Source organism: Bradyrhizobium sp. SZCCT0148, assembly GCF_018129985.1.
GTDB classification, from domain to species: Bacteria; Pseudomonadota; Alphaproteobacteria; order Rhizobiales; family Xanthobacteraceae; genus Bradyrhizobium; species Bradyrhizobium japonicum_H.
The window spans coordinates 1673564-1685677 of record NZ_JAFCKT010000001.1 but is presented as its reverse complement, the minus strand read 5'-3'; the positions used below and the strand labels follow the sequence as shown (position 1 = coordinate 1685677).

9 protein-coding genes are annotated in these 12114 nt (G+C 65.1%); 7 read left to right on the top strand and 2 right to left on the bottom strand.

Translation table 11 applies throughout. The annotated features are described in order from the left end of the window. Window positions 1-91 precede the first annotated feature (91 nt). Window positions 92-3610 (bottom strand): molybdopterin cofactor-binding domain-containing protein, encoded by a 3519-nt coding sequence (locus JQ580_RS08160; protein WP_212279117.1) that lies wholly within the window; start codon window positions 3608-3610, stop codon window positions 92-94. Further along, window positions 3610-4092: a (2Fe-2S)-binding protein gene (locus JQ580_RS08155; protein WP_212279116.1), complete on the bottom strand. Its 483-nt coding sequence runs from the start codon at window positions 4090-4092 to the stop codon at window positions 3610-3612. Before JQ580_RS08155 ends, JQ580_RS08160 begins: the two co-directional genes overlap by 1 nt. A gap of 255 nt (window positions 4093-4347) precedes the next feature. Here JQ580_RS08155 and JQ580_RS08150 point away from each other — a divergent pair, with 255 nt between their 5' ends. The 7 genes from JQ580_RS08150 to JQ580_RS08120 all read left to right on the top strand — a co-directional run bounded on the left by JQ580_RS08150 (window position 4348) and on the right by JQ580_RS08120 (window position 12108). Continuing rightward, complete coding sequence (locus JQ580_RS08150) at window positions 4348-5802, top strand: 6-hydroxynicotinate reductase (RefSeq protein ID WP_212279115.1); 1455 nt, start codon at window positions 4348-4350, stop codon at window positions 5800-5802. Continuing rightward, entirely contained in the window at window positions 5799-6695 is an 897-nt protein-coding gene (locus JQ580_RS08145; RefSeq protein ID WP_212279267.1) for a UPF0280 family protein, read from the top strand. The genes JQ580_RS08150 and JQ580_RS08145 overlap by 4 nt, the downstream gene beginning before the upstream one ends. A gap of 15 nt (window positions 6696-6710) precedes the next feature. Beyond that, the gene (locus tag JQ580_RS08140; protein WP_212279114.1) at window positions 6711-7295 is read left to right on the top strand and encodes an amino acid synthesis family protein; all 585 of its coding nucleotides are present in this window, start codon (window positions 6711-6713) and stop codon (window positions 7293-7295) included. Window positions 7296-7375: 80 nt separating this feature from the next. After that, the gene (locus tag JQ580_RS08135; protein ID WP_212279113.1) at window positions 7376-8578 is read left to right on the top strand and encodes an ABC transporter substrate-binding protein; all 1203 of its coding nucleotides are present in this window, start codon (window positions 7376-7378) and stop codon (window positions 8576-8578) included. A 151-nt stretch (window positions 8579-8729) separates the two neighbouring features. Next, the gene (locus JQ580_RS08130) at window positions 8730-10619 is read left to right on the top strand and encodes an ABC transporter permease (protein WP_212279112.1); all 1890 of its coding nucleotides are present in this window, start codon (window positions 8730-8732) and stop codon (window positions 10617-10619) included. Continuing rightward, window positions 10616-11407, top strand: coding sequence for an ABC transporter ATP-binding protein (locus JQ580_RS08125; protein ID WP_212279111.1), 792 nt, complete (start codon window positions 10616-10618; stop codon window positions 11405-11407). The genes JQ580_RS08130 and JQ580_RS08125 overlap by 4 nt, the downstream gene beginning before the upstream one ends. After that, window positions 11404-12108 carry an ABC transporter ATP-binding protein gene (locus JQ580_RS08120; protein WP_094896470.1) on the top strand — a complete coding sequence of 235 codons (705 nt, stop codon included), beginning with the start codon at window positions 11404-11406 and terminating at the stop codon, window positions 12106-12108. The genes JQ580_RS08125 and JQ580_RS08120 overlap by 4 nt, the downstream gene beginning before the upstream one ends. Window positions 12109-12114: the final 6 nt, after the last annotated feature.

Below are 12114 nucleotides of genomic sequence, written 5' to 3'. Positions count from 1 at the left end.
ACGCCGTGAGCCCGGAATCAATAACCCCGGTTGGTGATTATGGATTCCGGGCTTCCTCGCTACGCGCGGGCCCCGGAATGACGGATGAACGCTAGTGCGTCGACGTCCGGACGCGTGCGATCGTCTCCCGCACCCCGGTCCATGCCGGCTTGTCCGGCGCGAACTGCTTGCGCAGGAAGGTGACGAGTTCCTCGATTTGCGCGTCGCTCATGCTGTTTCTGAACGCGGGCATGTAGCCGAGGTCGCTCGACACGGGTGCGGCGATGCCGTGCAGGATGACCTGTATGAGATTGTCCGACGTCGCGCTGTGCAGATTGCTGTTCAGCGCGAGGGAGGGCCGCGACCCGAACAGCGGCAGGCCGCCGACCTCATGGCAAACGGCGCAGGCGCCCTGATAAAGTCGCGCGCCAGTGGAAGAGCCCGTTGTGACCTGGGTTGCGCTCTCGAGCTTTGCGGCAAGCGCAACCGCATCGGTAGCGGCATCGTTGAACGAATTGAGATAGACCGCCATCGCGCGGATGTCCTGGTCCGGTAGCGCCTTGAGGTCCCGGACCACAGGCGCCATCGGGCCGGCGGCGACGCCGTGATAGCGCGAATGGCCCGTGCGCAAATAGGCGAACAGTTCGTCCTCGCTCCATGGGATCGGCGCATGCGAGAGTGAGGTCAGCGGCGGCGCCTCCCAGCCCTCGGCAAAGCCGCCGGCGAGGTAGGCGTTGCCTTGTTCGGCGCCCAACGCATTGCGAGGCGAATGACATCCGCTGCAATGGCCGAGGCTCTCGACTAGATAGGCGCCGCGATTCCAGGCTTCGGACTTGGCGGGGTCGGGCTTGAATTCCTTTGTCTGGTGGAAGAGCGCATTCCAACCCGCGAGCAGCTGGCGAAGGTTGAACGGGAAGGCGAGCGTATTCGCCGGCGCCGTCGCGTGCACTGCAGGCTGAGTCATCAGGTAAGCGTAGAGCGCCTGCATGTCGGCGTCGTTGGTCTTCGAAAAATGCGTGTACGGGAAGGCGGGATAGAGTTGCCGTCCGTCGCGGTGCAGCCCGTCGCGCATCGCGCGCTCGAAGGCCGGGTAGGACCAGGCCCCGATTCCAGTTTCCACATCGGGCGTGATGTTGGTCGCGTAGATCGTGCCGAACGGCGTCTCCAATGCGCGGCCGCCGGCGTAGAGCGCGCCGTTGCGTGTAGTGTGGCACTCCGCGCAATTGCCGAATGCCGCGAGTTGCTGTCCGCGCGCGATTGTCGCGGCGGAGTAGACCGATGCATCCGGTCGCGCGATCGGCGCGATCGCGCGTCCCGGCAGCAGCGCCGCGCCGATGCCGATTGCAGCGGTGCAAACCGCCGCAATCGTCGCGACAATGCCGGCGCGCTTGGCGAAGGGATTCTCCCAGATGTGCGAAGACGGCTTGGCGCGCGCGGGCAGGGCCTGCGGCGTCGCCGGTGCAGCGCCGTGCAGTCCCCTCAGGATACGTTCCGGCGTGAACGGCGGCTCACGAAAGCGCACACCGGTGGCATCGAAAATCGCGTTCGCTATCGCCGCGGCGCTCGGCACCGAGGCGGATTCGCCGACGCCGAGCGGCGGCTGATCCGCCCTCGGCAGCATCAGCACGTCGATCTTGGGCACGTCCGGGAAGGGAATGATCGGATAGGCGCCCCATTCGCGTGCCGCGACCGCGCCGCGCTCGAACGAGACTTCCTCCCTCAGCGCACGGCTGGTGGACTGGATGACGTTGCCGTGGATCTGGTGGCGCACGCCGTCCGGATTGATCATCAATCCGGAATCCTGTCCGGCGACGACGCGCGTCACGCTGACATCGCCGGTCGTCTTGTTCACCGCGACGTCGGCGACCCAGGCCGACCACGCCGCGCCATAGCCGGGAAACTTGCTATGGACGTAAAGCGCATAGGCGAAACCGCGCCCGTGCACGATGTCGCCATACTTCTCCTCGCGCACCGGCCGCGGCGTCCAGCCCGCGCGTTCGGCCACCGCATTGACGAGATCAACGGCGCGCTGATCCCTGAGGTAGCGCAGGCGGTATTGGATCGGGTCGACGCCGGCTTCGGTGGCGGCTTCGTCGATATAGGATTCATGCGCAAAGGTGTTTGGCAGCGCGGAGACCCCGCGGAACCAGGAGGCGCGCACGATCGGCGGCATGTCGTGGGCGACGACGCGCATGTGATCGTAATCGTAGGGCGGGATTGCGGTGCGGTCGCCCATCTGCAGCACGGCGGGCTCGGATGCAATGCGCCCGGTGAGGAGCAGCGCCAGCGTCGGCGCAGCGTTCGAGGGATAACGGGTGGCGAGATCGTAAGCGGCAATGCCGCCGTTGGCATCGAGCCCGCCATTGACGTCGATGAGCTGCGCGGTGCCCTTGGGCTCCCAGGCGTGCTCCTGCTCGCGCGTGAGCTGCACGCGCACGGGGTGCCCGACCGCGCGCGACAGGAGCAGGGCGTCGGCGGTGACATCGTCTGCGCAGTTGCGGCCGTAGCAGCCGGCGGCCTCCAGCCGGATCACCTCGATCTCGCTTTCGGGGCGCTCGATCAGAAGCGCGAGGTCGCTGCGCAGCACGTGCGGATTTTGCGTGCCCGACCAGACCCGGATATTGCCGTCGGCGAAATCGGCAACCGCACAGGACGGGCCGATCGAGGCGTGCATCTGATACGGCCACACGTAAGTGCGCTGCATCGGCTTGGCCGCGCCTGATATCGCCGCATCGACGTCGCCTTTGTCGATCAGCGTGCGCGGCGTCGATGGATTGGCGCGCAGCGCGGTCTCGACGTCGGAGAGGTCGTTCAACGCCGGCGTCGGCTTCCAGCTCACCTTGAGCTGTTCAGCCGCGCGAATTGCATTCTCCTCGCGCTCGGCGACGATGCCGACGAAGTCGCCGATGCGCACCACGGCCACGAGCCCGGGAATGTCGCGCACCGATGATTCATCGACCGCGAGCAGGCTGGTGCCGACGAATGGGCCGGCATCGACGCCGGCATAGGGCGGCCGCACCACGCGGCCGTGCAGCATGCCGGGGACGCGGATATCGTGCACGAAGGTCAGCTCGCCCGTAGCTTTGGCGGGCAGATCGACACGCGGGACGGATTGACCGACGATGGCATAATCGCCGACCGGTTTGACTGCGACATCGTCGGCAAGCTCGAGCCGGATCTCTTCGCCGCCAATCAACTCGCCATAGCTGACGCTGCGGTTGTCGTGTCCTCGCACGAGGCCGTCTTCGATCCTGAGATCGACCTCCGGCAGCTCCAGTCGCTCCGCCGCGCGCGCGATGAGGAACTGCCGCGCCTGGGCCGCTGCCTTGCGCAAGGGAACGGCGGTGATCTGGATGGTTTCGCTGGCAATCGTCGCGCCCTGGTTCGGCACCAGCGCGGTGTCGCCGAGCACGATCACGACGCGCGCAAAGGACACGTCAAGCTCTTCGGCGACGATCTGACCCAGCGCGGTGCGGATGCCGGTACCGAGATCGACATGGCCATTATAGGCCGTGACCGAACCGTCCGCGGTGATGCGGACGAAGGTCTCCGATGTGACTTCGTCCACCGAGCGGACGACGACGAGCGAACCGGATTGGCGCTCGGCTCCGTTCGATACAGGGGAGGCCATCAGTCAGCCGCCTCGGTGAGCTGGCCTGACGCGCGCATCACGGCGCGCAGGATTTCGACATGCGTGCCGCAGCGGCAGAGATTGTAGCGCAGTGCCGCGAGCGCCTCCTGCTCGGTCGGCCGCGGGTTGATCGCGAGCAGCGCCTTGGTGGTCATGATCATGCCGTTGAGGCAATAGCCGCATTGCGCGGCCTGCTCGTCGATGAAGGCCTGCTGCACCACGTCGGGCTTGTCGCGCGTGCCGAGTCCTTCGAGCGTCACGATGTCACGGCCGGCGCAGCCACTCACCGGAATTACGCAGGAGCGGGCCGGGGCCCCGTCGATCAGGACGGTGCAGGTGCCGCACTCGCCGAGGCCGCAACCATATTTCGGGCCGTTGAGCGCGAGGTCGTTGCGCAGCACGTAGAGCAGCGGCGTCTCCGCTGCTGCGGCGACCTCGTGAATCGCCCCGTTCACGGTGAGGCGGATCGGTGTCTGCGTCATCCTCGTTTCCAAGCGCTCGGCTAAGTCGTGGCAAAATCTACGTCGCGACGATACCGTTTGTACACAAACGTGCAAGCCATGCATGCCGCACTGCAGCGCGGCTGCCTTCTTTGTGGACAGAGCGGATAGGCAAATGAGGTTTTAAGCAGCAGCCGCATCTTTTGCGCTGCACCGCCGCTTGACAGTCATCCGGGGCGCGCGCACCATCGTTCGTATACGAATGATAACCGCGGTCTCGCTGGCTCTGACATGGTGATGATGGAAACGACGAGCGCTGCCGTCGACAAGATCCGCTGCGATGCTTGTCCGGTGATGTGCTACATCAAGCCGGGCGCTGCGGGCGCCTGCGATCGCTATGCCAACCACGACGGCAAGCTCGTCCGAGTCGATCCGCACGTGATCCTGGAACGCACGGTCTCGCATGGCGGCAAGCTGGTCCCGTTCAGCCGCACCGAAGATTGGGACGGCAAGATCGTCCACGAACCCTCCACCTTCGTCACCGCGATCGGTGCGGGCACGACCTATCCCGACTACAAGCCGGCGCCGTTCATCGTCTCTGCGGAGGTCGACGGCGTCGACATGGTGACCGTGGTCACCGAGGGCATCTTCTCCTATTGCGGCGTCAAGGTGAAGATCGACACCGATCGCTATCTGGGGCCTGAGACCGCCACCGTCCGTGCGCAGGGCGAGGCGGTCGGTCACGTCACCACCAGCGAGTACGGTTCGCAGATGCTGTCGCTCGGCGGCGTTCATCACCTGACGGGCGGTTCCAAGAAGGAGGGCCGCGTCACCTGCGACACGCTGATGGATCTCGCCAATTGCAAGGCGGTCGAGCTGACCATCGACGGCGGCGCAACAGTGGTGGTGCAGGCAGGCCAGCCGCCGATCGTCAACGGCATGAAAGAAGAGCGCATGCGGGTCGGCTGCGGCTCGGCGACGATCGGCATGTTCGCCAAGCAATGGCACGGCAAGGTCGACGAGGTCGTCGTGGTCGACGACCACATCACCGGCGTGCTCAGCGAGCACCAGGCCGGCAAGCTGCTCGACATCGCCGACACCGGCATCAAGATGAAGGGCCGCCGCTCGACGCCCGGCCGCTATTTCCAGGTCGCCGATCCCGGCACGGGGTGGGGTGGGACCAACATCTCCGATCCGCTCGCAATCCTCGGGCCGTTCGATGCCAAGGAGGCAAAGCCGGGTCTCTCGATGCTGATGGTCTCCACGACCGGCGAGCATTCGTCCTATTACGTGCTCGACGAGGCCCTCAAGCCGGTCGAAACCGAGATGCCGGCCGATCTGAAGTTCTCGGTCGAGCGCATTCAGGAGAATTGCGAACCGGCGCTGTGCACGGTGCTGTTCATGGCTGGAGCCGGCGGTTCGCTGCGCGCAGGCGTCACCGACAATCCGGTGCGGCTGACACGGTCGGTGAAAGATGCGCTGACGCGCGTCACCAGCGGCGGCGCGCCGGTCTATGTCTGGCCGGGCGGCGGCATCACCTACATGGTCGACGTGACGCAGATGCCGGCGGGCGCGTTCGGCTATGTGCCTACGCCGGCACTGGTTGCGCCGATCGAATTCACGATGAAGCTGTCCGACTACGCCGCGCTCGGCGGTCACATGGATTACGTGAAGCCGCTGGCCGAAGTGCAGGCTGGTGACGATGTGCGTCAGCTGCCGTGGCAGAACCCGATCCCGGCGCCGAGGTCGTGACGAGGCTTCCGCAAATCGCATGGCTGTCTGATGGCCGGCGGCTGCATTTGCAGGATGGTCCGATTGATCTGGTCATTGAGGCGAAGGGACGCGCGGACGGTGTGCATGCGGCTCACGAGGCTGCGGCGCAACGGTTCACCGGGCTGCTCGGCGAACTCTGCGCCGAATTGCCGGAGCTGCGGAGCGCCGCCGTGACACCCACTTCGCTGAAGGGCGTGGTTGCGCGTCGAATGCACGCCGCTGTCGCGCCATTTGCGGCCGATTGCTTCATCACGCCGATGGCCGCCGTGGCCGGGAGCGTGGCGGAGGAGATCCTGGGCGCCATGCTCGGCGCTGCGACGCTGGACCGCGTCTATGTGAACAATGGTGGCGACATTGCGCTTCATCTCGGTCACGCCGAACATTTCTCAGTCGGCCTGATGGACCGCCCCGATCGCGACGGCGTGATGCGGACGATGCGGGTGGATGCCGATGATCCCGTGCGCGGTATCGCGACGAGCGGACGGCACGGCCGCAGTTTTTCGCTCGGGATCGCCGATGCCGTGACGGTGCTGGCAGCGACGGCGTCGCAAGCCGATGCCGCTGCGACGGTGATCGCCAACGCTGTCGATCTGCCCGGGCATCCCGCCATCATCCGGATGCCGGCAAACGAGCTTCAGCCCGACAGCGACCTCGGCGCGCGACCTGTGACCCGCAACGTCGGTGTATTGTCGCAGGATGAGATCGCGATAGCGCTTGAATCTGGCGCGGAATGTGCACGTCAATTGTTCGATCGCGGATTGATCGAGGGTGCCGTCCTGCAGCTTCGTGGTGATATGCTTGTCATCGGACCGAAAAATATTGAACGGCAACGAAGGCGGCCGCTTTTGCTGGAGAACGCGGTCTGTGCCTGAACGGGGAAGCGAAGCATGAGCGCGATCATTCGCAAGATCGTCACCGTCGTCGAAGAGACTCAGATGGAGATGGGCCGCCGGGTCTCGCCGCCGACCCGGCGTGCGGCGGCGATCGCCGTCATCGAAAACCCCTTCGCCGGACAATATGTCGAAGATCTCTCGCCGCTGATCGCGATCGGCGAGGAACTGGGCGAGCTCTTGTCGAAGCGAGCGGTGGCTGCGCTCGGCATCGATGGCGCGAAGGCGCAAAGCTACGGCAAGGCCGCCGCCGTCGGCGAAAACGGTGAGCTGGAGCATGCCGCCGCGATCCTCCATCCCAAGATGGGCGCCCCGGTGCGCAAAGTGCTGAGCAAGGGTGCGGCGCTGATCCCGTCGTCCAAGAAGCGGAGCGGGCCGGGCACGACGCTCGACATCCCGCTCGGGCACAAGGATGCCGCGTTCGTGCGCAGCCATTTCGACGGCATGGAGGTGCAGATCAACGACGCGCCGCGCGCCAACGAGATCATGGTCGCGGTCGCCGTGACCGACAGCGGCCGTCCGCTGCCGCGCGTCGGCGGGCTGACGGTTGCGGAAGTGAAGGGCGAGGACGGCTTGAGATAGAACTCGGAGCGGGAGGCGGGCACAGCCTCTCCGATGAGATCACGCAGAAGACGTAAGAGAGTTCAAAACTGGAGGTTGGGATGCGAGCAAGAAATTACTTCGTCGGCGCGGCCTTTGCGCTTCTGGCGGGCGGCATGGCTCATTCGGCCCTGGCGCAGGACATCAAGATCGGCGAGATCAACAGTTATTCGCTGCTGCCGGCGTTCACCGAGCCCTATCGCAAGGGCTGGCAGCTCGCCGTCGAAGAAATCAACGCGGCCGGGGGCATCAACGGCAAGAAGCTCGTCGTCATCTCCAAGGACGACGGCGGCAAGCCGGCGGACGCGCAGACCGCGGCGAATGAGCTGGTGTCAAGCGAGGGCGTTGCGATGCTGACGGGTACGTTCCTGTCGAACATCGGCCTCGCCGTCAGCGACTTTGCCAACCAGAAGAAGGTGTTCTTTCTGGCGGCCGAGCCGCTGACGGACGCCGTCACATGGTCCAAGGGCAACAAGTACACCTTCCGCTTGCGTCCTTCCAACTACATGCAGGCGGCGATGCTGGTAGAGGCGGCTGCGAAGCTGCCCGCTAAACGCTGGGCGACCATCGCGCCGAACTATGAGTACGGCCAATCCGCAGTCGCCGTGTTCAAGAAGCTGATGTCGGAGAAGCGTCCCGATATTCAGTGGGTCGACGAGCAGTGGCCGCCGCAGGGCAAGATCGACGCGGGTCCGGTGGTGCAGGCCGTTGCCGCCGCCAATCCCGAGGCGATCCTCAACGTCACGTTCGGCGCCGATCTCGTCAAGCTCGTGCGCGAGGGCAACACCCGCGGTCTGTTCAAAGGACGCGAGGTCGTATCGTTCCTGACCGGCGAGCCCGAGTATCTCGATCCGCTCAAGGACGAGACCCCCGAGGGCTGGATCGTCACAGGTTACCCCTGGTACTCGATCAAGACTCCCGAGCATGACGCGTTCCTGAAGGCCTACCAGACCAAGTACAACGACTATCCGCGCCTCGGCTCGATCGTCGGCTACCAGACCATCAAGGCGGCCGCCGCCATTCTGGCGAAGGCGGGCTCGAGCGAGCCGGAGAAGCTGATCGCCGCGGCGGAGGGGCTCTCGATGCCGTCGCCGTTCGGTGAGATCACCTTCCGCAAGATCGACCACCAGTCGACGCTCGGTGCCTATGTCGGCAAGACCGCGCTGAAGGACGGCAAGGGCGTGATGGTGGATTCGGTCTACAAGAAGGGCTCCGACTATCTGCCCAGCGATGCCGAAGTCGAGAAGATGCGTCCGAAGGATTGATCCGACGAGAGACCGGGGCCTTCATGGTTCGAGACGCGCGGCGTCGCCGCGCTCCTCACCATGAGAGTCCCGGACCTCATCCTGAGGGGGCGCGTAGCGCCGTCTCGAAGGATGAAGCCCAGTACTGAGACTTCCTGAACCCGGACCGCCGATGGCCTTTTATGTCGTACAGTTTCTGACCGGTCTCGCCAGCGCGGCGTCGCTGTTCCTGGTGGCCTCGGGCCTGTCGATCATCTTCGGCGTGACGCGGATCGTCAATTTCGCGCATGGCGCCTTCTACATGATCGGCGCCTACATTGCCTTCACCTTGACGGAGCGTCTGTCGGGTGCGTTCGGCTTCTGGGGCAGCATGGTGCTAGCCGCGATTGCCGTGGCGCTGATCGGCGTGCTTGTCGAGATGGTGCTGCTTCGCCGCATCTATCACGCGCCCGAACTGTTCCAGCTGCTCGCGACCTTCGGCCTGACCCTGATGGTCGAGGATCTCGTGGTGCTGATCTGGGGGCCCGATGATCTCGTCGGACGCCGCGCGCCGGGTTTTCGAGGCGCGATCGATTTCTTCGGCCAAAACATCCCGAGCTATGATCTGTTCCTGATCGTGCTCGGCCCCGTCGTGCTCGGCATTCTCTGGCTGCTGTTCCAGCGCACGCGCTGGGGCGTGCTGGTGCGCGCGGCGACGCAGGACCGCGACATGGTGGCAGCGCTCGGCGTCAATCAGAAATGGCTGTTCACGTCCGTGTTCGCGGTCGGCGTCTTCCTGGCCGCGCTCGGGGGCGCGCTACAGATCCCGCGCGATGCCGTGCACCACGCCATGGATTTGCGCATCATCGTCGAGGTCTTCGTGGTCGTCGTGATCGGCGGCCTGGGCAGCATCGTCGGCGCCTTCGTCGCGGCGGTGCTGGTCTCCGAGCTCAATGCCTTCGGCATCCTGATCTTTCCGAAGATCTCCATCATCCTGGTCTTCCTGGTGATGGCGGTTGTGCTGATCGTGCGGCCCTGGGGGCTGTTCGGCAAGCCGGAGGCGCCCGCGCGCAAGACACCCGGTCTCACCGTCAATCCATGGCGACCGCTGACGTCGAACGAGCGGCTGCTGGCGCTTGCGGCGCTGGTGATCGCGGCAACGCTGCCGCTGTTCGCCGGAAATTACGCGCTGACCGTCGGCTCCGAGATCGCGATCTTCGTGATCTTCGCCGTCAGCCTGCATTTCCTGATGTCGGTCGGCGGGCTCGCGTCGTTTGGCCATGCCGCCTATTTCGGCCTCGGTGCCTACGGCGTTGCCTTCCTCGCCAAGATGGCGGGGCTGCCGATGATTCTTTGCCTGCTGCTCGGGCCGCTAATGGGCTGCATGGGGGCCGCCGTGTTCGGCTTCTTCGCCGTGCAGCTCTCCGGTGTCTACTTCGCGATGCTGACGCTCGCCTTCGCACAGATCGTCTGGTCGATCGCGTTCCAGTGGGTGAGCGTCACCGGCGGCGACAACGGCATTTTGGGCGTCTGGCCGGAAAAATGGGCGGGCAGCCCGTCGCACTTCTATTGGCTGGCGCTCGGCATTGCAGCGCTGGTGACCATCGCGCTGCGGGCCATGGTGTTCTCGCCGTTCGGCTACGCGCTTCGGGCCACGCGCGACTCGCTGCTGCGTACCGAAGCGATCGGCATCAATGCCAAGCGCATCCAGTGGACGGCGTTCGTGATCGCGGGCACGACCGCCGGCATCGGCGGTGCGCTGTTCGCCTATCTGAAGGGGAGCGTCTTCCCGGACAATCTCGGTATCTCGCTGTCGGTCGATGCGCTCGTCATGGTGCTGCTCGGCGGCGTCGAAACGGTATCGGGCGCGGTGATCGGCGCCATCGTCTACAAGGCCTTGAGCATCTGGCTGATAAGCCAGACCGACCTGTCGAAGCTTGTGCTCGGCGGCTTCATTATGCTGATCGTCGTCGTCTTTCCCAAGGGCATCGTCGGCATGCTGGAAATGCTGGCGCAACGGCGCAGGAAGTCCTCGCCGCCGGGATCATCTCTGCTTGCCAAGCCGATCGAGTCCGCCGAATGAGCGTTGCAACCCCACTTCTCGCGGTCGAAGGCCTGAGCAAATCCTATGGCGGCATCCATGCCGTGCGCGGCGTTTCGTTCTCGCTGCGCGCCGGCGAGATTCTGGCGCTGATCGGGCCTAACGGCGCCGGAAAGAGCACCTGCTTCGACATGCTCAACGGCCAGAACCAGCCAGATACCGGGCAGGTCCGCCTGCTCGGCGAAGAGATCACCGGGAAGAAGCCGCGCGAGATCTGGCGTATGGGCGTCGGACGCACCTTCCAGATCACCGCGACCTTCGCCACCATGACGGTGCGCGAAAACGTGCAGGTCGCGCTGATCTCGCACGGCAAGCAGCTGTTCAACCTGTTCGGCTCGGCGCCGAGGTTCGAACGCGGCGAGGCCGGCCGGCTGCTTGAGCTGGTCGGCATGGGCGGCTACGCGGATCGTCCCTGCGGTGAGCTGGCCTATGGCGACCTCAAGCGGCTCGAACTTGCGGTGGCACTCGCCAACCAGCCGAAGCTGCTGCTGATGGACGAGCCGACCGCCGGCATGGCGCCGCGCGAACGCGTCGACCTGATGCGGCTCACGGCTCAAATTGCACGCGAAAAATCGATCGGCGTGCTCTTCACCGAGCACGACATGGACGTGGTCTTCGAGCACGCCGACCGCATTATCGTGCTGAATCGGGGGACGCTGATCGCCGAGGGAACTCCGGCCGAGGTGCGCGGCAATCCGCAGGTGCAGGCCGTCTACCTCGGAGAGGGCCTCGTCTACGACGCCCGCCATCGCGAGGGAGCATCAACATGAAGCTCACCGTCGAAGGACTCAACAGCCATTATGGCCCGGCGCATATCCTGTTCGACATCGGCTTCGAGGTTGGCGAGGGCGAGGTCGTTGCGCTGCTTGGTCGCAACGGCGCCGGCAAGTCGACCACATTCCGCTCGATCGTCGGGCTCGTGGCGCAACGCTCCGGCCGCATCATGTTCGAGGGCAAGGATGTCTCGCTGCGTCCGACGCACGAAATCGTGCGTGAGGGGCTCGGCTATGTGCCGGAGGAGCGGCGCATCTTCACCGACCTGACGGTGGAAGAGAATCTCGAAGTCGGCAAGCAGCCCAGGCGTCCGAACGCGCCATACTGGACCCGCGAAAAGCTGTTCGCGCTGTTTCCCAATCTCGGGGAGATGAAGAACCGCCCGGGCGGCCGCATGAGCGGCGGTGAACAGCAGATGCTCACGATTGCGCGCACGCTGATGGGAAATCCGTCGCTGGTGCTGCTCGACGAGCCCTCGGAGGGCCTGTCGCCGAAGATCGTGGAGCAGATGGTCGACGCCATCCTGACCATGAAGAAGGAGGGCGTCAGCATCGTCGTCTCCGAGCAGAATCTGCACTTCGCGCGGTTGATCTCCGATCGCGCCTACATCATCGAGCGCGGCCGCATCTGCTTCGGCGGCACCATGGCCGAGCTCGACGCGCGTCCCGATATCCGCGACGCGCATCTGTCGTTGTGACGGCAA

Excerpts from the sequence above, each read along its gene's own strand:
- JQ580_RS08160 (WP_212279117.1), bottom strand. The coding sequence starts at position 3,610 with ATGGCCTCCCCTGTATCGAACGGAGCCGAGCGCCAATCCGGTTCGCTC.
- JQ580_RS08155 (WP_212279116.1), bottom strand. The coding sequence starts at position 4,092 with ATGACGCAGACACCGATCCGCCTCACCGTGAACGGGGCGATTCACGAG.
- JQ580_RS08150 (WP_212279115.1), top strand. The coding sequence starts at position 4,348 with ATGATGGAAACGACGAGCGCTGCCGTCGACAAGATCCGCTGCGATGCT.
- JQ580_RS08140 (WP_212279114.1), top strand. The coding sequence starts at position 6,711 with ATGAGCGCGATCATTCGCAAGATCGTCACCGTCGTCGAAGAGACTCAG.
- JQ580_RS08135 (WP_212279113.1), top strand. The coding sequence starts at position 7,376 with ATGCGAGCAAGAAATTACTTCGTCGGCGCGGCCTTTGCGCTTCTGGCG.
- JQ580_RS08130 (WP_212279112.1), top strand. The coding sequence starts at position 8,730 with ATGGCCTTTTATGTCGTACAGTTTCTGACCGGTCTCGCCAGCGCGGCG.
- JQ580_RS08125 (WP_212279111.1), top strand. The coding sequence starts at position 10,616 with ATGAGCGTTGCAACCCCACTTCTCGCGGTCGAAGGCCTGAGCAAATCC.
- JQ580_RS08120 (WP_094896470.1), top strand. The coding sequence starts at position 11,404 with ATGAAGCTCACCGTCGAAGGACTCAACAGCCATTATGGCCCGGCGCAT.